We start from the raw sequence: 21,464 nt of genomic DNA on the forward strand, positions 1-21,464 counted from the left end.
CCTTCGACCGGCGCCGTCACGAGGCCCCGCCGCGCTACGCGTCATGACTCGGTCGCTGCACTCACTGAGGTCGTTTCGACCGCGGTCAGCGCGGCCAACGACGGAGCGATCCGCTCGGCGTCGCCGAGCACCACGGTGACCGCCCGCGCCGGGGCGAGGTAGCGGGCCGCCGCCTCGGCGACGTCGGTGACGGTGGCCTTCGCCAGCCGGGCCGCGTGCTCGGCCAGGAAGTCGAGCCGCAGCCCGTTGCCGGCGTACGCGCTGGTCAACGCGGCCAGGCCGGCCTGGGTGGACATGCCGAGCTGAAGCGTGCCGAGCGCGTACTGCCGGGCCTGCTCCAGCTCCTCCTCCTTCGGCGGCACCGAGGCCAGGCGGCCCAGCTCGTACGTCGTCTCCAGCAGCGCCGGTCCGGTCACCTCGGTCGCCACCTCGGCGGCGGCGACCAGCACCGACCCGGCCACCGAGTGCTCGACCAGCGAGTGCGGGCCGTACGTGTAGCCCTTGTCCTCGCGGATGTTCTCCACCCACCGGGAGGAGAAGTAGCCGCCGAAGATCAGGTTGGCCAGTTGCAGCGCCGCGTGGTCCGGGTGGGTGCGGGGCACCGCCGGCAGCGCCACCCGCAGCGACGACTGCACCGACCCCGGCCGGTCGACCAGCAGCAGCGGTCCCGGCTCCAGCGGCGGGGCGGGCGGCAGGTCGACCTCCCGGCCACCGCCGGTCCAGTCGCCCAGCGCCTTCTCGGCCGCGTCCAGCGCCCGCTCCGGCTGCACGTCGCCGACCAGCACCAGCACCGCCCCGGCCGGGTGCACCCGCTCGCCGTGCAGGCTGCGCAGCGCGGCCGGACGGACCGCCCGGACCTGCTCCGGCTCGGGCGTCTGGATCGCGTACGGATGCCGGCCGTAGACCCGCTTGAGCAGGGCCTCCCGGGCCAGGTGCGCGGGTTGGCTCTGGGCGACCTGGATCCGGTCGACCAGCCGGTCACGCTCGGTGCCCACCTCGTCCTTCGGATAGCTCGCCGAGGTCAGCACGGCGGCGAGGATCTCCAGCATCCGGTCCAGCCCGGTGACCAGGCTGGTGCCGGAGAGCATCAGCCGGTCCGGGTCGATGCCGGCGGCCAGCCCGCCGCCGACCTTTTGCAGCTCGGCGGCGATCTGCACGCTGGTCATCGCAGGCGTACCGGAGAGCAGGGTCTGCGCGAGCATCACGCCGCGGGCCAGATGGGCCCGCCCGAACGGCACCCACAACCGCAGTTCGACCAGCGGCACGGCCGGGCGGCGCACCGCGATCACGGTGAGGCCGTTGGCCAGCGTGCGCTCGGCCTGCTTCGGCAGCTTGAGCTTGCGGTTCGGGCCCAGCGGCGGCAGAGTCCGCGGCTTCGGCTCAACCGTTGCCGTCATCTGACCCTTCTTCGTTCGCGACTGCGGGGCTGGCAAACCCGGCTCACTCCTCGCGCTCACCGGGCCTCCTTCGTTCGCGACTGCGGGGCTCGCAAACCCGGCTCACTCCTCGCGCTCACCGGGCACCTCCCGGGATGACCTCGATGGACGCGCGCCGCTCCGGCCGCAGGGTGGCGGCCGCGGCGCGTACCTGTTCCTCGGTGACCTCGCCGACCAGCCGAGGCAGCTCGTTGAGCAGCCCGGGCTCGCCGCGTTGCTGTTCCAGCACCGCCATCCGCAACGCCCGGCCGAGCACCGCGTCGGTGTCGCGCAGCAGGTGGGTGCCCATCCGGGCCTGGGTGCGGGCCAGCTCGCCCTCGGCCAGCCCGTCGCTGGCCAGCCGGTCCAACTCCTCGTCGACGGTGCGCAGCACCTTGTCCACGTCGCCGCCGGGTGGCAGGTGCGCCTGGAGCAGCAGCGCCGTCGGGTCACGGACGTCGAACGGGTCGCCCATGAAACCCAGGTAGCCGCCGACGCTGGTGACCGCCCGGTCCCGCAGCACCAGCCGCTCCACCAGCCGGGACGCGTCGCCGTCGGTGAGCACCTCGGCCAGCACCACGTAGGGCAGGTAGCCGGCGAAGTCGGTGATCGGGTCCGGCACCCGCCAGGCGCCGGCCACCGCCGGCAGCGGCGCCAGCCGGTCGGTGTACGAGGTGCGCCGCTCAGCGGCGAGGTCGGGTTCGGTGAAGTCGGGGCGCTGCGGCGCGGGCCGGGCCGGCACGTCCCCGAAATGCCGCTCGATCAGCTCGGTCGCCTCGGCCACGTCGATGTCGCCGCTCACCGCCAGCACCGCGTTGCCGCTGGCGTAGTAGCGCCGGAAGAAGTCCGCCGCGTCGGCGACGGTGGCCGACTCCAGGTCGTCGAAGGAGCCGTAACCGTCGTGCGCGTTGGCGAAGGTGTCGAACATGACCGGAGGCAGGGTCAGCCAGGGGAAGCCGCCGTACGGCCGGTTGAGCACGTTGACCCGGATCTCCTCCTTGACCACGTCGACCTGGTTGCGCAGGTTCTCCTCGGTCAGCCGGGGGCCGCGCATCCGGTCGGCCTCCAGGAAGAGCGCCCGTTCCAGCGCGTTGCTCGGCAAGGTCTCGAAGTAGTCGGTGTAGTCGAGGTGGGTGGAGCCGTTGAAGGTGCCGCCGGCGCCCTGCACGTGCCGGAAGTGGGCCAGCTTCTCCAGGTTCTCCGAACCCTGGAACATCAGGTGCTCGAAGAGGTGGGCGAAGCCGGTGCGCCCCTCCGGTTCGGAGCGGATGCCGACGTCGTAGACCACGGCGACCCCGATGACCGGGGCGCTGCGGTCCGGGGTGAGGACCACCCGCAGGCCGTTGTCGAGGGTGAACCGCTCGACCGGGTACTTCGTCGCTGGAATTCTCGATCTCCGCGCCGCCACGGGATCGACCCTAGCGCGTCGGCACCGCCGCCACCGGCGACCTCCGGTGAGCAGCCGCGACCGGGGCCGTCACCAGGGGCAGCACCTCGGCGCCGACCCGCTCCGCCTCCTCCCGGTGCGGCCAACCGGAGAGCACGAACTCGTCGACGCCGAGCCCGGCGTACTCGTCGATCCGGGCGGCGACCTCGGCGTAGGTGCCGACCAGCGCGGTGCCGGCGCCCTCGCGGACCAGACCGACCCCGGCCCAGAGGTTCGGCGCGACGGTGAGCCCGTCGGCGCTCCCGCCGTTCAGCGCGGCCATCCGGGCCTGCCCGACCGAGTCCATCCGGCGGAACCGCGCCTGGGCGGCGGCGATCCGTTCCGGACTCATCCCGGCCAGCAGCCGGTCGGCCTCGGCCCACGCCTCGGCGGCGGTGGCCCGGGCGATGACGTGCAGCCGGATCCCGGTCCGCAACTGCCGGCCGTGCTCGGCGGCGAGCGCGCGGATCCGCGCCACCCGGGCGGCGATCGCGGTCGGCGGCTCGCCCCACATGAGGTACACCTCGGCGTGCCGGGCGGCCACCGCCTCGGCCGCCGGGGAGGCACCGCCGAAGTAGACCGGCGGCGGATCGGTCAGCGGGTTGGCCAGGCCGCCGCCGGCGATCTGGTAGTGCGCGCCGGCGAAGTCGAACGGCTCGCCGCGCCAGCAGCGGCGGAGCACGTCGAGGAACTCGCCGGTACGCGCGTAGCGGGCGTCGTGCGGAAGGAAGTCGCCGTACGCCCGCTGCTCGGCCGGGTCGCCGCCGGTGACCACGTTGATCGACAGTCGGCCGCCGGAGACCGCCTGGAACGCTTCGGCCTGCTGGGCGATCAGGGTGGGCAGCGCGAAGCCGGCCCGGACCGCGACGAGCATGCCGAGCCGCTCGGTGTGCTGGGCGACGGCGGCGCAGACGATCCACGGATCGGGGCAGCCCGCGCCCACCGGGGTGAGCACGGCCGCGAAGCCGCCCCGCTCGGCGGCCCGGGCGACCTCGGCCAGGTAGGCGACGGTCGCGGCGCGGTCGTGCCTGGCGGCGCCGGCCGTGACGGTCGCCGCGCCCACCTGGTCGCTGTCGCCGGAGGTGGGAAGGAACCAGTGGAAGATCATGCGCGTCGCCTCTCTCCAGCCGGCGCGATAGGAATGGTAATCCTATCGAGTCGGTAGGAAAGACCGACATAGCCGAGATCGAATCGTCCCGGCATCTGGATGACGGAGAAGAGACCTGGACCGACGGCCGGACAGCAGGGCGTGGTCGGACCGGTGCCCCGCCGGCCCGACCACACCACGCACGACCCGACCCGGCGTACCCCTGGGGGACGCGACGGCTCGACGGGCCTCGACGGCCGGTCAGCCGGCTCGCGTACCTGCCGGGGCGGTGCCCGGATCACCCGGGCCGTGCAGCTCCACCAGGCCGGCGGGAGCAGACCCGGCCGGGGTGGCGTGCCAGGGCGTGAAGGCCGCGACCATGGCGAGCAGCAGCCCGGCGACGGCGACCGCGAGCACCATGAGCAGCTCGCGCAGTGTCGCGCCGGAGTCCACGTCGCCCACCATGGTCACCCCTCCCGCGCCGGGCCCCCCGCCCGACGACGTCCCCAGGGCAGCTTCGACCAGGCCGGTACGACCGCGCAGTCGCCCACCCGACGCACCGGATGCTGATTACCGACTCAGCCAACCGGTGCGGCGGCGCGGGACGAGGTCGGCCGCGGGCGTCAGGCGATACGCGGGCGGCGCGGCCGACGGGACCGGCCCGAGGCTCGGTGTGCCGGCCGACCGACGTTCGAGGTGCCGTCTGTGCTCGTCGCGGTCGCGCCACGACCGCCCGAGGCGCGCTTGGCCGCGGGCGCCGGAGGCGCGGCGATGGTCACCGGCACGCCGGAGGGCTCCCGGGCACCGGTCACCCGCACCAGCGCGGCCTCGTCGGAGCGCACCTGGACCGACTCCGGGCGGATGCCGGCAGTGGCCATCAACCGGGACACGTCGCGGCGCTGCTCCGGCAGGACCAGGGTCACCACCGTGCCGGACTCCCCCGCCCGGGCGGTGCGGCCACCCCGGTGCAGGTAGTCCTTCGCCTCGGTCGGTGGGTCCACGTTGACCACCAGGTCCAGCCCGTCGACGTGAATGCCCCGGGCCGCCACGTCCGTGGCGACCAGAACGCTCACCTGCCCGTTGCGGAACTGCTCCAGGATCCGGGTGCGCTGCGGCTGCGACTTGCCGCCGTGCAGGGCCGCGGCGCGTACCCCCTTGGAGAGCAGCTGGCGGGCGAGCCGGTCGGCGCGGTGCTTGGTACCCATGAACAGGATGGTGCGGCCCTCACGGGCGGCGATGCGGGTCAGCGCGGCGGGCTTGTCCACCGCGTCGACGTGCAGCACGTGGTGGGTCATCGCGCTGACGGTGGCCGTGCCCGGGTCGACCGAGTGGGTCACCGGGTTGCTCAGGAAGCGACGGACCAGCCGGTCGACGCCGCCGTCCAGGGTGGCCGAGAAGAGCATCCGCTGCCCCTGCGGGGCAACCTGCTCCAGCAGCTTGGTGACCTGCGGCAGGAAGCCCATGTCGGCCATCTGGTCGGCCTCGTCGAGCACGGTGATCTCGACCTGGTCGAGACGGGCGTCGCCGCGGTTGATCAGGTCGTGCAGCCGACCGGGGGTGGCCACCACGACCTCGGCGCCGGCGCGCAGCGCGTCCGCCTGGCGCTGGAGCGAGAGGCCGCCCACCACGGTCGCGCAGCGCAGCCCGACGGCGCGGGCGTACGGGGCGAGCGCGGTGGTGACCTGCTGGGCCAGCTCACGTGTCGGCACCAGCACCAGCGCCAGTGGACGGCCCGGGCGGGCCCGGTGACCGGCGGTGCGGTGCAGCAGTGCGAGCCCGAAGGCGAGAGTCTTGCCGGAGCCGGTGCGGCCCCGGCCCAGCACGTCCCGGCCGGCGAGCGAGTCGGGCAGGGTGGCGGACTGGATCGGGAACGGCGCGGCGATGCCCTGGGCCGACAGTGCGGCGAGCAGGTTCGGCGCCAGGCCGGTATCAGCGAATGACGGCATGACGGTAGTCACAAGGGAGCCTTCCTCGAGGCGGCACGTGTCGAGGAAGGCGCCGAGCGGCGCTGCCACCGGCGCAGCCAAGCCGCGGGTGGTCACAAGCACGAACCGAAGGGGGTACGGGGGCCGGCCCGCCGCGTACAGCGACGGGCCGACCACCGTCACCAGGCCCGGACGGGCGCGGTGGATGGTGCAGTGGTGCCGACGATCAGAGCGGGCGGATGTTCTCCGCCTGCGGGCCCTTCTGGCCCTGGGTCACCTCGAACTCGACCCGCTGGTTCTCGTCCAGGCTCCGGTAGCCGGAGGACTGGATCGCCGAGAAGTGGGCGAAGACGTCGGCGCCGCCGCCGTCCGGGGTGATGAAGCCGAAGCCCTTGTCAGCGTTGAACCACTTGACGGTGCCAATTGCCATGTGTTTCGTCTCCTTGACGGAACGTCGAACCCGCACCTGTTGCGGGCCCGAGAGGAGCGCTCCACGCGGAACTGCGTGGACCGCCTGTCGCTTCTGGTCGCCCCGCCCGGAGAACTCCGGACACAACAAAGAGCGCCTGGGGCCACAATCCGCCAGGCGCACACAGAGTCTCTGGTAACCAAAACTGCAACCCGGACAACCTATCACGGCTGGACGCGATCGGCATCCTTTTCCCCAACTTCCGGCACGGCGGCGATCATCGCGGTGAGCCCGGCCACGTCGAGCAGGTCCGCCGGACGGACGGTGACCCCGTCCCGGACGTAGTGGAAGGCCGCACCTACCCGATCGACCGGCACCCCGGCCAGCTCCGCCCAGGCCAGCCGGTAGACCGCCAACTGCACCGCCGCCACCTCGGCCGCCGTGCCGGTGGGCTGGCCGCCGGTCTTCCAGTCCACCACGTCGAACCGTCCACCCGGGCGGGCGAAGACGGCGTCCATCCGGCCCCGGACCACCACTCCCGCGATGACCGTGGCGAACGGCACCTCCACCTCCACCGGCACCCGCTCGGCCCACTCGCTGGCCAGGAAGCGCTCCTGGAGCTCCGCGAGCGCCTCGTCCGGGGCGGCGTCCGCGTCCGCCGCGCCGGGCAACTCGTCCAGGTCGAGCAGCCGGTCGGCACCGAACCGCTGCTCCAGCCAGGTGTGGAAGGCGGTGCCCCGCCGGGCGTACGGGTTGGGTTCGCTGGGCACCGGGCGGCGCAGCGTTCGCGCCAGCGCGGCCGGGTCGCGTCGCAGCGCCACCAGTTGGGTGACGGTCAGGTGCCCGGGGAGCGCCACCTCGACCGCGCCGGAGGCCCGGGTCAGCTCGGCTCGCTCGGCCAGCAGCAGATCCGCCTCCTGCCGCCAACGCGCCACGTCCGGATCGTCCGCCACCGGATCCGACCCGACCTGGTCCGGCCCGGCCTGCTCCGGCCCGGCCTGCTCCGGCCCGGCCTGCTCCGGCCCGGCCTGCTCCGTCCCGGCCTGCTCCGGCCCGGCCTGCTCCGTCCCGGCCTGCTCCGACCTGACCTGCTCTGCGCCGGCCTGGTCCCGCCGGGCTGCCGTCGATCCGATCTCCGTCGGCCCGTCCGCCGGCTGCGGACCGGCCCTGCCCGAGTCGGTCCCGTCGGCCAGGAACCGGCGGACCAGCGCGGCGGCCTCGGTCAGCGCCGGGCGGCGCACGCCGAGCGGATCGGCCGGCCACTCCGCCCGGAGCACCACCTCGGTGGTCGGGTTGACGGCGTCCGGCGCCGGCTCCGGCGCCCAGGCGTCGACCAGGTGCCCCGGCCCGCCGTCCAGGCAGGCGTCGTACACCTCACGCAGGAAGACCGACGGGCCGCGCGGGCGCTTGGTCCCCTCCCCCCACCAGTACCCGGAGCAGAGCAGCAGCCGGCGCGGCCGGGTCACCGCGACGTACGCCAGCCGGCGCTCCTCCCGCTCGTCGTGCGCCCGCCAGTCGTCGGTGAAGTCGGCCAGCGCCCGGGCCACCCCGCGCTGGTCCTCCGCCTCGGCCAGCTCCAGCCGGGGCAGCCCGTCGGCGTCCCCGCGCAGCGGGAACGGCAGCACCCCCAGCCCGCCCAGCCAGTGGTCGGAGTTGCGTACCGGGCCGGGCCAGACGCCGCGGCTCTGCCCGGCGACCGCCACCACGTCCCACTCCAGCCCCTTGGCCGCGTGGGCGGTGAGCACCTGCACCGCGCCCTCGACCACCTCGACCTCGCCCGGGGTGAGGCCGCGCTCCTCGTCCTCGGCGGCGGCGAGGAAGGCCAGGAACGCCGAGAGCGTGGCCCCCGGCGTCTCGCCGGTGAACCGGGCGGCCACGTCGCCCAGCGCGTCGAGGTGGCCGCGGGCCAGGCCGGCGTCACCGGCGCCGTCCCGTCCGGCCCGGACCGCCACCTCCACGTCCAGCCCGATGGTCCGCTCGATGTCCGCGATCAGATCCGGCAGCGCCTGGTCCAGCCGGTAGCGCAGCAGGGCCAGCTCCCGGCCGTACGCGCGCAGCCTGAGGTAACCCTCCGCCGAGTACGCCTGCGCCGGGCCGAGGTCGGCCAGCGCCTCCACCAGCGTCGCCTCGTCCAGCAGATCCGGGGTGATCTCCGGCGTGCCGTCGCCGGCGAGCTGCCGACGCCCGACGGCGATCGCCCGGGCCCGGCGGTGCAGCGCCACCAGGTCACGCGGCCCGATCCGCCAGCGGGCACCGGTGAGCAGCCGCAGCAGCGCCGCGCCGTCGGTCGGATCGGCCAGCACGCGCAGCGTGCAGACCACGTCACGCACCTCCGGGGTGTCCAGCAGGCCACCCAGACCGACCACCTCGACGGGCAGGCCACGTTCGCGCAGCGCCGACTCGATCGCCGGGATCTGGCTGCGTACCCGGACCAGCACCGCGGTCGTCGGCCGCTGCGCCACCGGAATGTGCTCCGGCAGCGCGCCGGGCAGCCGGGCTGCGCCCCGCCAGGCGGCCAGCACGCTCTCCGCGATCCAGGCCGCCTCGTCCGCGTACGTCTCCAGCAGCGCGCAGTGCACGGTGCCGGCGGCGGCGCCGCGGGCGCTGCGGTGCGGGATCGGCTCCCGGACGCTCAGCGCGGCGCGCAGCTCGGGCACCCGCGCCCCGGCGGAGCGCAGCGGGGTGGCCAGCGCGTTCGCCACCCGGAGGATCTCCGGCCGGTTGCGCCAACTGGTGGTGAGGCCGAGCGCGGGAGCCGGCGTCCCGCCGGGGCCGGTGAACTCGGTGGGGAACCGCTCCAGGGTGCCGGCCGACGCGCCCCGCCAGCCGTAGATGGACTGACACGGGTCGCCGACCGCGGTCACCGGATGCCCGTTGCCGAAGAGCGCGGTGAGCAGCACCACCTGGGCGTGGCTGGTGTCCTGGTACTCGTCGAGCAGCACCACCCGGTAGCGGTCCCGCTCGACCGCGCCGACCCCCGGGTGGTCCCGGGCGACCCGAGCGGCCCGGGCCAGCTGGTCGGCGAAGTCCATCGCCTCGAAGTCCTCCTTGCGCCGGGCGTACGCCCGCACCAGCGGCAACAGGCGCAGCCGGGTCTGCTGGAGCGCGAGCGCCTTGCGCACGTCGGCGTAGATCCGCCCCGGGTGGGCCTGCACCTCGGCGAAGAACCGGCCGGTCCAGGCGGCCAGCTCGTCCGGGGCGACCAGGTGTTCGTCCAGCTCACCGGCGAGCGCCAGCACCGCGTCGGTGATCGTGCTCGGCATCCGGTCCACCTCGGACATGTCACCGTCGTAGTTGCGGACCAGCAGGTCGACCAGCTGCCAGCGGGACGCCTCGGTGAGCAGCCGGGTGGAGGGCTCGTAACCGGCGCGCAGGCCGTGCTCGGTGACGATCCGGCCGGCGTAGGAGTGGTAGGTGGCGATGGTCGGCTCACCCGCGAGCGGGTCGTCCAGCGGGTCCCGCCCGCGCCGCCCCAGCCGGCGGATCAGCTGGTCCAGCCGGGTGCGCACCCGGTGCGCCAGCTCGCCGGCCGCCTTGCGGGTGAAGGTGAGGCCGAGCACCTGCTCGGGCCGGACGTAGGAGTTGGCCACCAGCCAGACCACCCGGGCAGCCATCGTCTCGGTCTTGCCCGAGCCGGCGCCCGCGACCACCAGCAGCGGCTCCACGGGCGCGGCGATGATCGCGGCCTGCTCCCGGGTGGGCGCCGGCAGCCGCAGCAACCGGGCCAGCTCGACCGGGGTGTAGCGGGGACCGGCATCGGCCAGCCGGGGCGCGGGTGCCGCGGCGCCGAACAGGGCGGGCTGGGTCACGACGACACCTCAGTTCGCGACTGCGGGGCTCGCAAGCTCACTCCTCGCGCTCACGGGACTGGCCTTGGTTCGCGACTGCGGGGCTCGCAAGCTCACTCCTCGCGCTCACGGGACTGGCCTTGGTTCGCGACTGCGGGGCTCGCAGGGCGATCACGGGTCCGCCTACGGGTGTTCTGGGCGGCGCACGGTCGGCGGCTCGACGACCTGGCGTCCCTGCCCGGAGACCGGGCAGCTGGTCCGCACCGGGCAGACCCGGCACTTCGAGTTGGCGACCGCGGCGAAGGTCGAGGCGGCCATCGTATCGGCGGTACGCCGGACCAGCGCGGTCGCCCAGCCGGCCTCCGGTCCCTCGCCGGCCGGCGGCTGGCTCTGCTCCTTCGCGTCCTTCGCCGTCGTGCCGAGCTGCACCAGCGCGGCGCCGCCGGACTCGTCGCCGAACTCCTCGAACGCACCCGCCTCGACCGCCGCCTGGTAGGCGCCCAGCTGCGGATGCTCGGCCAGGTCGCTGCCGGTGACCGCGGTGGACTTGCCGGTCTTCAGGTCGATCACCACCAGCCGGCCGTCGGCGTCGACCTCCAGCCGGTCCACCCGGCCGGTCAGCTCGACCGGGCGGTGCGGATCGTCGAGCCGCACCGCGAACTCGTGCTCGATGGCGAGCAGCCGCCGCGGGTTGCTGGCCAGCCAGCGCAGCAGCTTGTCGACCATCGCCTCGGCGCGGGACCGCTCCGGGCCGGCCATCCAGCGGGCGGCCAGCTCGATCGCGTCGAACCGGGCGGCCACGTAGTCGAGCAGTGCCCCCCGGTCGGCGCTGGCGTCCTCGGCGAGCATCGCGGCGGCGTGCACGAGATTGCCCACCCCCTGGGCGGTGCTGGCCGGGGCGCTGCCGCCGTGCCGTTCCAGCAGCCAGCGCAGGCTGCACCGCAGCGCGCTCTCCATCGCCGACGGGGTCACCCGGACCGGCTCCCCCTCGTCGACCAGCGGGCGGTCGTCGGAGAGCCCGCGCAGCCCCCACCAGTCGTCCGGATGCGCGCCCGGCACCCCGGCGGCGGCCAGCCGGGCCAGTTCGGCCGCCGCGGCGCGCCGCCGGGCGTACGGGGCGGTGGGCTCGACCACGGCGGTACGCAGCTCCGCCACCAACGCCGGCAGGGTGAGCGCCCGGGGCGCCCGGGTGAGCGGCAGCCCGCCGGGCCGCGCCGGGCCGTCCTCGTCCGGGCCGCCGTCCTCCGGCCCGCCGTCGTCCGGACCGGTGGCCCGCGGTCGATCGCTCGGGCCATTCGCCAGGCGCCGGTCGCCCGGAGCGTCGCCCGGGGCCAGGATGCCCGGGCTGTCCGCGCGGCCCCGGTCGCCCGGACCGCCGCCCGGCGGCTGGTCGTCCGGGTCGTCCGTCGGACCGTCGTCGGGGCCGGAGCGCGGGCCCGGCGGAGTCGGGTCGTCGCCACCGGGCGGAGTCGGATCATCGCCGTCGGGCGGCGGGGCGGGCGGCTCGGTGGGGCCGAGCTCGTGCAGGAACCGGCTCGGCTGCTCCTCGTGGTCGTCACCGCCGACCGCGGCCGAGGCGACCGCGCTGACCAGCAGCCGCCGCCGGGCCCGGCTCACCGCGACGTGGAACAACCGCCGCTCCTCGTCGAGCAGCGCCGAGGTCTGGCCGACCACGGTGGCCGCCGCGCCGGCGCCGACGGCCCGGCCGGCGAGCACGTCGACCAGCCGTTCCGAGCCGAGCAGGCTGCCGCGCAGCCGCAGGTCGGGCCAGATCCCCTCCTGCACCCCGGCCACCGCGACCAGCTCCCACTCCAGGCCCTTCGCCGCGTGCGCGGTGAGCAGCCGGACCGCGTCGCCCCGGTCGGCGGTCGGCGCGAGGGTGTCGGCCGGCAGGTCCTGCCCGAGCACGTGGTCGAGGAAGACCTCGGTGCGCGCGCCGGGCAGCCGGTCTGTGAACCGGGCCGCCGCGTCGAAGAGCACCATCACGGCGTCGAGGTCCCGGTCGGCCGCCTCGGCCCGGCGCCGCCGGGCGACGTCTCCCTCGCCGGCCGCCGGCCGGCCTCGGCTGATCGCGCCGGCCCACCGCTCGGCGAGCCCGCTGGCCCGCCAGACCGCCCAGAGCACGTCCTCGGCGGTGGCGCCGGGCCGGGCCGCCGCCTCCCGGGCGGTGGCCAGCAGCCCGGCGACGGCCTGCGCCGGCTCGGCCCATCGCCGGTCGATGCCGGCCAGCTCGGCCGGGTCCTGCAACGCCTCGACGATCAGCTCGCCGGAGGGTCGCCGGTCGCCGCCGGCCAGCGCGAGGGCGCGCAGGCCCTGACGCAGCCGGCGCTCGGCCAGCGGGTCGGCGCCGCCCAACGGCGAGTGCAGCAGCGCGACGGCGGCCTCCTCGTCGAGCCGCTCGGGCTCCAGCGCGCAACGCAGCAGGAGCAGCAGCGGCGCGACCGCTGGCTGCAGGTGCAGCGGCAGGTCCTCGCCGTGCACCACCGTCGGCACCCCGGCCGCGTGCAGCGCCCGTCGTAGCGTGGGCAACTGGAGCGCGGTCGACCGGAGCAGCACCGCCATCTGCGCCCAGGGAACGCCGTCGAGCAGGTGCGCCGAGCGCAGCGTGTGGGCCAGCCAGGCGGCCTCGCTGGTCGCCGAGCGGAAGGTGTGCACCTCCACCGTGCCGGCCGGCGCGTCGGGCAGGGGCCGCAGCCGGCGGTGCGCGGCCGGGCCGCGCAACCGACGGGCGAGCCGCCCGGTCGCGGCCAGCAGGCCCGGGCCGGCCCGGTAGGAGGTGGTCAGCAGCACCCGCGCCGCCGGCGCGCCGGAGGCCGTCCGGAACCGGTGCGGGAAGGTGGTCACCCCGGCCGGGTCGGCGCCACGGAAGGCGTACGTGGAGGAATCCGGGTCGGCGAAGGCGACCAGCGACTTGCCCCCGCCGGCCACCACCGCCAGCAGCTCGAGCTGGGCCGGGTCGGTGTCGGCCAGTTCGTCGACGTAGACGTGGGCCAGCCGGCGCCGCTCGGCCGTCAGCAGCTCCTCGTCGTCGCGGAGCAGCCCGGTGGCGGCCCGCACCAGCTCGGCCGGGTCGTAGGCGATCGAGCCCCGGTTGCTGACATCGCGCAGGGCGAGCACCGCGACGTATTCCCGCAGGAAGCGCGCGGCGGCCGGCCAGTCGGCCCGACCGAGCTTCTCGCCGAGCCGGGCCAGCTCGACCGGGCCCACACCCCGCTCGGCGGCGCGCATCAGCAGGTCCCGCAGCTGGGCGGCGAAGGCCCGGGTGCGCAGCGCCGGCCGCAGGTCTTCCGGCCAGCCGACCGGGTCGTCCTCGGGCTCCTCGCCCACCACGTCGAGCAGCTCGCGGATGATCAGATCCTGTTCGGGGCCGGTGAGCAACCGGGGCGAGGGCTCACCCCGCTCGGCCGCCGCCCGGCGGAGCAACCCGAAGGCGTACGCCGGGAAGGTGCGCACCAGCGGCTCGCGGAGCACCCGGTGGCCGTCGCGGGCCACCCGGGCCTCGATCCGGTGGCGGAGCGCCGTGGCGCTCCGGCGGCCGAAGGTGAGCACCAGGATCGACTCGGGGTCGACCCCCTCGGCCACCCGAGCCGCCACCGCCTCGACGAGCGTGCTGGTCTTGCCGGTGCCCGGACCGCCCACGACGAGCATCGGCCCGTCGGTGTGCCCGACCACCTCGGCCTGCACCGCGTCGACCCGCACCCGGGCCGGACGAGCCTCCTCGGTCGACCTGGCGGGCCGACCGAGGCCCTCGGTCGACTCTCCAGGTCGACGCACCAACCGGTACGCCTGCATCAGCTCATCCCACCACGCCGGTACGACACCGCCCGACCGCCACCCCGCCAGGTGCCCCCGCCCCGTCCGGTACGGCTCCGTCGGCGGATCGGGTCAGGTCAGCTGGGCTTCGAGGACGTCGAGGGCGGCGGGTACGGAGTCCACGACGGTGAGCAGGTCCAACCCGGCCGGCTTGAGGAAGTGCTGGTCGGCGAGCGCGGCCAGCCAGTCGAGCAGCGGCTGGTAGAACCCGTCCGCGTCCACCAGCACCATCGGCTTGGCGTGCAGGGCCAGTGTGGCGGTTGTCCAGACCTCGAAGATCTCGTCGAGCGTGCCGAGCCCGCCGGGCAGCGTGAGGAACGCGTCCGACTTCTCGATCATCAGGGTCTTCCGGCTGGCCATCGAGTCGGTGATCACCAACTCGTCCGACTTCAGGTCGGCGACCTCCAGGTCGACCAGCGCCTGTGGGATCACGCCGACCGTGGGCCCGCCGGCCGCCCGGGCCCCGTCGACCAGGGCACCCATCATCCCGACACAGCCGCCGCCGCTGACCACGGTGTGCCCGCGACGGGCGATCTCCGCGCCGGTGTCGGCGGCCAGCTCCAGCCAGCGCCGGTCGAGGGTGCGCGAGGAGGCGCAGAAGACGCAGATCGCCGCCATCAGCCCGCCCCCGCCTCGTCGGCGTCGATCCGCTCGGCGACGCCGGCCGGACCGGTTCCGTTCGGCGCGGTGCCGGCCGATCCGACCGGACCCGGCGCCGACCCGGCATCGCCCCGGTCCGCGGCGACGTCCGGCCGGTCCGCCCCGGCCTCGCCCCGGTCCACGGCGGCGGCCCGCTGGTCGGCTGCGGCGTGCTGCGCGGCGGCCGCCCGCTGGTCGGCGCCGGTCCGGGCCACCGCCTCCTCGCGGACCGCCTCCTGCTCGGCGGAGAGCGCGGCCTCGGCCTCCACGATGTGCCGGACGGCGGCGTTGACGTCGTCGGTGAGGCAGATCAGCTCAAGATCGACGGGCCCGATCTTGCCGCCGACGGCCATGGTGTCGCGGAGCCAGTCGAGCAGCCCGCGCCAGTAGTCCACCCCCATCAGCACCACCGGGAACCGGGTGACCTTGCCGGTCTGCACCAGGGTGAGCGCCTCGAACAACTCGTCCATGGTGCCGAACCCACCGGGCAGCACGACGAAGGCCTGGGCGTACTTGACGAACATGGTCTTGCGGGCGAAGAAGTAGCGGAAGTCGATGGCGAGATCGACCCACTCGTTGATGCCCTGCTCGAAGGGGAGTTCGATGCCCAGCCCGACGGAGAGCCCGCCGGCCTCGCTGGCGCCCCGGTTGGCCGCCTCCATCACGCCCGGGCCGCCGCCGGTGATCACGGCGTAGCCGGCCCGGGCCAGGGCGCCGCCCAGCTCCTCGGCCAGCCGGCACTCGGCGCTCTCCGGCCCGCTGCGGGCCGAGCCGAAGACGCTGACGGCCGGGGGCAGGTCGGCGAGGGTGTCGAAGCCCTCGACGAACTCGGAGAGGATGCGCAGCGCGCGCCAGGCGTCCTTGGTCTTCCAGTCGCCTCGCCCCCGCGAGTCGAGCAGCCGCTGATCGGCGGTACTGCCCGGGATCGCCTGGCGACGCAGGGTGACCGCGCCCCGGTGTCGTTCCCGTTCCGGGGCCCGGCCCGCCTCCGGCCCGTTGCTCTGACTCATGCAAGCCACCGTAGTGGAGCGGCACCGGCCGGGTGCGCGGGGCGAGAACGCGGAGAAATAGTTCGCGATCTTGGGCAACTAATTGGCTCGCCCGTACGTCTTACTATTCACATACCGGGTATGCCCCGGCGCGCGCCTTCGGGGGAGGAGCCAGCGTGATCAGCAACAGCGAGATGATCCGGATCCGGCGGCAGATGCAGCGGCGGATCCGCGACGTGGTGGCCGAGCGCCGCCGCGCCCGCCAGATCGAGCCGGCCGGCGCCGAGCCGTCCGGCGACCCCACCGACGCCCGACCGTCCGCCGACGCGTCCTTCACCGCCTCGGTCTGACCACCCCGCCGGCGCTCCGCCGGCAGCAGCTTCGACCACGAGGTCTGCGTCACCGGATACCTCCCGGTGACGCAGGCCTCTCGGTCGTCGTACGGGGGCGGGTCAGGCGGGTGCGAGCCAGCGGTGCAGGGTGGCGGCCCCGTCGCGGATCTTGCTGATCTCGACGTGCTCGTCGGGGTGGTGCGCCAGGTTCGGGTCGCCCGGGCCGAAGTTCAGCGCCGGAATCCCCATCGCCGCGAACCGGGCCACGTCCGTCCAGCCCAGCTTGCCGATCGGCGCGGCGCCCACCGCCGCCAGGAACTCCTTCGCCGGGGCCGCCTCCAGGCCGGGCGGGGCACCGGCGGCGGCGTCGGTCACGGTCAGCTCGAAGCCCGCGAACACCTCCCGCAGGTGGGCCTCCGCGTCGGCCGGGGTGCGGTCCGGGGCGAACCGGTAGTTGACCTCGATCTCGCACCGGTCCGGGACCACGTTGCCGGCGACCCCGCCGTGGATCCGTACCGCGTTCATGCCTTCGCGGTAGTCGCAGCCGTCGATCTTCACCCGCCGCGCCTCGTACGTCTGGAGCCGGCGCAGCACCTCGCCGGCGGCGTGGATCGCGTTCACCCCGTGCCAGGAGCGCGCCGAGTGGGCCCGTACGCCGCTGGTGGACACGATCGCCCGCATGGTGCCCTGGCAACCGGCCTCGACGATGCCGTACGTCGGCTCCAGCAGCACCGCGAAGTCCGCCTCGAGCCACTGCGGGTGCGCCTGGGCGACCAGGTGCAGCCCGTTGTACTTCGACTCGATCTCTTCCGCCTCGTAGAAGAAGTACGTGACGTCGTAGCGCGGGTCGGGCAGCGTCACTGCGAGGTGCAGGGCGTACGCGACGCCCGACTTCATGTCCGAGGTGCCGCAGCCGTACATCAGGTCGCCGCGCATCGTGGACGGGAAGTTGTTGTTCAGCGGCACCGTGTCCAGGTGCCCGGCCAGCACCACCCGCTGTGTTCGGCCCAGGTCGGTACGCGCCATCACCGTGTTGCCATGCCGGTAGGTGCTCAGGTGCGGCACGCCCCGCAGCACCTCCTCCACGCAGTCGGCGATCGCCTTCTCGTTGAGAGACACGGACTCGATGTCGACGAGCACACGGGTGAGCGCCACCGGATCGGCGAGGACCTCGGGGGTAAGCGGGTTCTCCATGGTTCGCACGGTACCGTCAGACCCGGTGGGGGCGAGGAGCGAGCGTCCGCCGTCACAGCCGCGAACGAGAGGTGGAGCAGTGACGTCCGCACAATCGGCCTGGGGCATCGGCCTGGCCACCGTCACCGCCGACGATCAGGTGCTCGACACCTGGTACCCGACCGGAAAGCTGGGGCTCGGCGAGCTGCCGCTGGTCTCCGGCGAGGAGAAGGCGGACGTGCTCGACCTGCCGCCGGGGGCGATCGGCGAGCGAGGGTTGCCCGGCCTGCGCGCCGTCGAGGTGGTCACCGTGATCGGCTCGCTGGACGACCCGATCAAGGACGCCCCGGACGCGTACCTCCGGCTGCACCTGCTCTCCCACCGCCTGGTCCGGCCCAACGAGCTGAACCTGGACGGCATCTTCGGCAAGCTGGCGAACGTGGCCTGGACCTCCGCCGGGCCGTGCCCGCCGGAGCGGGTCGACGAGCTGCGGGTGATCGAGCGCACCGCGGGCCGCCACCTCGCCGTCTACGGGGTGGACAAGTTCCCCCGGATGACCGACTACGTGGTCCCCGCCGGCGTGCGGATCGCCGACGCGGACCGGGTCCGCCTCGGCGCCCACCTGGCCGCCGGCACCACCGTCATGCACGAGGGTTTCGTGAACTTCAACGCCGGCACGGTCGGCACCTCCATGGTCGAGGGTCGGATCGTGCAGGGCGTCCTGGTCGGTGACGGCTCCGACATCGGCGGCGGCGCCTCGATCATGGGCACGCTCTCCGGCGGCGGCACCGAGAAGGTGAGCATCGGCGAGCGGAGCCTGGTCGGTGCGAACGCGGGGGTCGGCATCTCGCTCGGTGACGACTGCGTGGTCGAGGCCGGTTGCTACATCACCGCCGCCTCGAAGATCACCCTGCCGGACGGCCGGGTGGTCAAGGGCCGCGAGCTCTCCGGGGTGGACGGCCTGCTCTTCTGGCGCAACTCGGTCACCGGCGCGCTGGAGGCGAAGCCGCGGACCGGCCGGGGCATCGAGCTGAACGCCGCGCTGCACGCCAACGACTGACGGCCGCCCGCCTCCGGGTCCGCGGGAACCCCGCGGACCCGGAGGGGGTATGCCCTAGCGCAACCGGTACGCCTGGAGCACGTGCTGGCTCACCGTGTTGCCCGCGGTGTCCCGGGCGGTCGCCCGCAGGGACGCGTACCCGGGGCCGGCCGGGTGCCGCACGGTGGCCGTCCAGCCGTCCCGACCTGGGTGCAGCCGAGCCCGCTGCCAGGTCGTCCCGCCGTCGTAGGAGACCTCGACGGTGAGCGCGGCGACCCGGGCCGACGGCGCTCCCGGCTGCCGCTCCACCTTGACCGGGATGGCGAAGCTCCGACCGGCCGGCGCGGTGTTCGCCACGTCGAGCGGAGGCGCGAAGCGGACCGCCATCGCGGGCAGCCGAGCGAAGTCCTCGCCGGGCACGTGCCGGGACCGGAACGTCCACGCGGCGCCGACCTCGGTGCTCAGGTCGGTGAAGCTGCGCTTGGCCACCGTCTCCAACCGGTAGTTGGCGGCACCCGCCGGCACCTCGAACTCCCCGTAGCCCGGGTCGGTGTTCTCGCCGACCAGCGCCCCGTTGCGGTAGAGGGCGGTCCGGGCGCTGTCCGCGATCGACCCACCGGCGTGACCCTCGGCGTCGCTGTGCAACGGCACGTCCAGCAGGATCAGGTCGCCCTGCCGGGTGATGCCCTGCCCGGGCCAGCGCGGCGCCGGGAAGGACGGCCCGTACGGCGCGCTGTTCCAGCTCTGCCGCAGGTGCCGGCCGGCCCGGTACTCCCGGGCGTCGTCGACCAGCACCGCCCGGGGCTCGAGCCAACCCTCCTCGGTCGGTACGCCGAAGGTCAGCTCCGAGTTCCAGCGGACTCCGCGGGTGTTGTAGTGCTCGACCCGCTGCCCGGGCACCGCCGTGGGCAGGACCGCCGCCCAGCCACCCACGTCCGGTTCGAGCTGCGGGAAGACCACCCGCTCGGCGTCCAGACCGGGGTAGCCGCCACGGAACTGTTGGGTGACCGTGGCGAGGTCACGGCTGCGGTAGTGCCGGTCGAAGCCGGTCGGCAGCCGCCCGGGGAAGCCCTCGCTGAGCGCGTAGAGATACGGGCTGCTCGCCACCGTCCGGTCGGCCCACTGGCTGCTCACCGTGCCCAGGAACCGCTCCGGCGATCCGGCCGGGCCGTGCTGTCCGCTGAAGAGCCCGGTGAAGTCCAGGCCCACCAGGCTGAAGCCGTACGAGCCGCCATCGGCGGCGAGGACGTTCGCCCCGACCTCGACCAGGACCGGCGTGGCCGACCGGTCCGGCACCGTGCTCCGGACCGGCTTCGCCTGGCGGGCGTCGATGGTGATCGACGTGTCCCGGTCGAGCACCAGCTCGGGGCGGGCCATCAGCGCCGTCCGCGGATTCTCCTCGTTCCCACCGGAGATGAAGGACAACGCCCCGTAGCGACCCTTCGGCACCCGCAGCTCGGCGGTGCCGTCCGGGTCGGACACGTCGTAGCTGACGTAGCTCTCCAGCCCGGCGAGGACGGTGAACGCGTCGCCGGTGGGGGCGCCGGCGTCGTCCAGGTGCCGGACGGTCAGCGTGTAGCTCTCCACCTCCCGGTGCACGGCGAGCGGAGTGACCGCCACCGTCGCCCCGGAGCGGGCGACGATCCGGCCGGTGTAGTAGCCGTCCGCGCCCGGGGTCCGGGTGTCCGCGGTGACCGTGGCGGTCGCCGTTCCACCGGCCGGCACGGTGACCCGGGTCGCGCTCAGGGCGAACATCCCGGTCGGGGCGGGCGAGCCGGTCGGCCCGCTGGCCTCGATGGTCAGGTCGAGGTCGAGTGGCGCCGATCCGTCGTTGCGCCAGGTCACCCCCCGGGTGATCGGGGTGTCGTCACCGTGCGGCCAGAGCGCCCGCCCGAACGAGACGCTCACCGGGTCGCTGGTGACGGTCTGGGTGATCGCCCGGGCCACGTCGACCCGACCGGCTCCCTGCTCGTACGTGCTCTGCTCCGGGTGCGGCTTCGCGGACGCCATCAGGGTGGCCTTGAGCTGCCCGGCCGCCCAGTCGGTGTGCTGCTGGGCGAGCAGCGCCACCGCACCGGCGACGTGCGGGGCGGCCATCGACGTGCCGGAGAGCGAAACGTAACCCTCGCCCACCGGGTCACCGATGAAGCCGTCCGCGGCCCGGGCCGCGACGATCTCGACCCCCGGGGCGGTGAGGTCGGGCTTGATTCCTTCGTCGCCGACCCGTGGGCCCCGGCTGGAGAAGTCGGCGAGGGCGTCGGCGCGGTCGACCGCGCCGACCGAGAGCGCGGCGTCGGCGGTGCTCGGCGAGCTGACCGGGGCGAAACCGCCGTCGTTGCCGGCGGAGACCACGAAGAGCGTGCCGGTCTGTGCGGTGAGCCGGTTGATCGCCTCCTCGAGCGGGTCGATCTCCGTGGTGTCCGACCCGCCGAGGCTCATGTTGATCACGTCAGCGCGCTGGTCCACGGCGGCCCACTGCATGCCGGCCAGGATCGCCGAGTCGGGGCAGCCCTGCGTCTCGCAGACCTTGCCGGAGAGCAGGGTCGCGTCCGGCGCGACCCCTCGGTAACGGCCGCCCGAGGCGGCGCCGCTGCCGGCGATGATCGAGGCGACGTGGGTGCCGTGTCCGACGAGGTCGCCCGGCGCGGACTCCTCGGTGAAGTTGTGCGCCTCGGCCACCCGACCGGCCAGGTCGGGGTGGCCGGTGTCGATCCCGGTGTCCAGCACCGCGACCCGGACGCCCTGGCCGGTGTACCCGGCCTGGTGGGCGGCGGGCGCGCCGATCTGCGGCACGCTGTGATCGAGGCTGATCCGCCGCCGGCCGTCGAGCCAGATCCGGTCGACACCCCCCGCCGCGTCGACCCGGCCGCCGGCCCGGCCGGTGACCGCCGCCCAGATTTCGCCGGCCCGGTCCTTGGCCGCGGTACCGGCGAGGCCACCGATCGCGGGCAGCTCGCGGGTGATCGTCACGCCGGCCGGCGCGGCGGCCCGCCGCTCGGCCCCGGACGATCGGGCGAGCAGCACCGGCAGGTTGTCACGCCGGGCGTCGTCGTAGCCGGCCGCGATCAGCCCGGTGACGTCGAAGAGCCGTCGGTCGACCCGGCCGGCGCGGATCAGCGGCAGGGCGTCCTGCGGTACGACGGAGAGTTGACCCCGCTCCCGCCCGGTCACGAAGCGGATGTGCGCACGCCCCTCGGCCGGGCGCACGCTGGCCGCCCCGGACGCGGTGACGGTCACCCGATCCCCGGTGAGCAGGGTGACTGTGGTCGGACGGCCGGTCGTCGGTGCCGCCGGCGGGGCGGCGTTCGTGGCGCCCGGCCCGGCCGGGGGCGCGGCCGTGGCGGCCACCGGTGTGCCGAGCACCAGCGTCAGCACCAGACCGATCCCGATGATTCTTCTGTTTCCTTGCAACGGATCCTCCTCGGTGGA

The 21,464-nt window shown here is 74.7% G+C and carries 12 protein-coding genes and 2 pseudogenes; 2 read left to right on the top strand and 12 right to left on the bottom strand.

Annotated features, from left to right (window positions below; translation table 11 throughout):
* Positions 1 to 41: 41 nt before the first annotated feature.
* From ACIP9D_RS15465 to ACIP9D_RS15510, 10 genes and pseudogenes are all read right to left on the bottom strand, one after another.
* Positions 42 to 1,397, bottom strand: coding sequence for a pitrilysin family protein (locus tag ACIP9D_RS15465; RefSeq protein WP_350871575.1), 1,356 nt, complete (start codon positions 1,395 to 1,397; stop codon positions 42 to 44).
* 115 nt (positions 1,398 to 1,512) lie between these two features.
* Positions 1,513 to 2,823 (bottom strand): pitrilysin family protein, encoded by a 1,311-nt coding sequence (locus ACIP9D_RS15470; protein WP_350871573.1) that lies wholly within the window; start codon positions 2,821 to 2,823, stop codon positions 1,513 to 1,515.
* A 10-nt stretch (positions 2,824 to 2,833) separates the two neighbouring features.
* Positions 2,834 to 3,949, bottom strand: a complete 1,116-nt coding sequence (locus ACIP9D_RS15475) for an LLM class flavin-dependent oxidoreductase (RefSeq protein WP_350871571.1) — start codon at positions 3,947 to 3,949, stop codon at positions 2,834 to 2,836.
* Between the two features lie 240 nt (positions 3,950 to 4,189).
* On the bottom strand, positions 4,190 to 4,393 hold the full coding sequence (locus ACIP9D_RS15480; RefSeq protein WP_350871570.1) for a hypothetical protein: 204 nt from the start codon (positions 4,391 to 4,393) through the stop codon (positions 4,190 to 4,192).
* 133 nt (positions 4,394 to 4,526) lie between these two features.
* Positions 4,527 to 5,874, bottom strand: a pseudogene (locus ACIP9D_RS15485) (DEAD/DEAH box helicase); the annotation flags it as partial.
* A 205-nt stretch (positions 5,875 to 6,079) separates the two neighbouring features.
* A complete protein-coding gene (locus ACIP9D_RS15490) occupies positions 6,080 to 6,283 on the bottom strand; it encodes a cold-shock protein (RefSeq protein ID WP_007464836.1) in 204 nt (67 codons plus the stop codon).
* A gap of 203 nt (positions 6,284 to 6,486) precedes the next feature.
* Entirely contained in the window at positions 6,487 to 10,071 is a 3,585-nt protein-coding gene (locus tag ACIP9D_RS15495) for a UvrD-helicase domain-containing protein (protein ID WP_350871567.1), read from the bottom strand.
* Positions 10,072 to 10,233: 162 nt separating this feature from the next.
* Positions 10,234 to 13,842 carry an ATP-dependent DNA helicase gene (locus ACIP9D_RS15500; RefSeq protein WP_350871565.1) on the bottom strand — a complete coding sequence of 1,203 codons (3,609 nt, stop codon included), beginning with the start codon at positions 13,840 to 13,842 and terminating at the stop codon, positions 10,234 to 10,236.
* Positions 13,843 to 13,935: 93 nt separating this feature from the next.
* Positions 13,936 to 14,481, bottom strand: a complete 546-nt coding sequence (locus tag ACIP9D_RS15505) for a TIGR00730 family Rossman fold protein (protein ID WP_350871563.1) — start codon at positions 14,479 to 14,481, stop codon at positions 13,936 to 13,938.
* 200 nt (positions 14,482 to 14,681) lie between these two features.
* Positions 14,682 to 15,512 (bottom strand): annotated as a pseudogene (locus ACIP9D_RS15510) (TIGR00730 family Rossman fold protein); the annotation flags it as partial.
* Between the two features lie 155 nt (positions 15,513 to 15,667).
* Between ACIP9D_RS15510 and ACIP9D_RS15515 the strand changes: the two are divergent.
* Positions 15,668 to 15,841, top strand: a complete 174-nt coding sequence (locus ACIP9D_RS15515) for a hypothetical protein (RefSeq protein ID WP_350871561.1) — start codon at positions 15,668 to 15,670, stop codon at positions 15,839 to 15,841.
* 102 nt (positions 15,842 to 15,943) lie between these two features.
* On the opposite strand, the gene dapE is transcribed toward ACIP9D_RS15515, so the two are convergent.
* Positions 15,944 to 17,017, bottom strand: coding sequence for a succinyl-diaminopimelate desuccinylase (gene dapE, locus ACIP9D_RS15520; RefSeq protein ID WP_350871560.1), 1,074 nt, complete (start codon positions 17,015 to 17,017; stop codon positions 15,944 to 15,946).
* A 79-nt stretch (positions 17,018 to 17,096) separates the two neighbouring features.
* On the opposite strand from dapE, the gene dapD reads away from it, so the two are divergent.
* Positions 17,097 to 18,056 carry a 2,3,4,5-tetrahydropyridine-2,6-dicarboxylate N-succinyltransferase gene (dapD, locus tag ACIP9D_RS15525; RefSeq protein WP_350871558.1) on the top strand — a complete coding sequence of 320 codons (960 nt, stop codon included), beginning with the start codon at positions 17,097 to 17,099 and terminating at the stop codon, positions 18,054 to 18,056.
* Between the two features lie 54 nt (positions 18,057 to 18,110).
* On the opposite strand, the gene ACIP9D_RS15530 is transcribed toward dapD, so the two are convergent.
* Positions 18,111 to 21,446 carry a S8 family serine peptidase gene (locus ACIP9D_RS15530; protein ID WP_350871556.1) on the bottom strand — a complete coding sequence of 1,112 codons (3,336 nt, stop codon included), beginning with the start codon at positions 21,444 to 21,446 and terminating at the stop codon, positions 18,111 to 18,113.
* Positions 21,447 to 21,464 lie beyond the last annotated feature (18 nt).

Source organism: Micromonospora sp. NPDC093243, from assembly GCF_044753725.1.
Taxonomy (GTDB): domain Bacteria; phylum Actinomycetota; class Actinomycetes; order Mycobacteriales; family Micromonosporaceae; genus Micromonospora.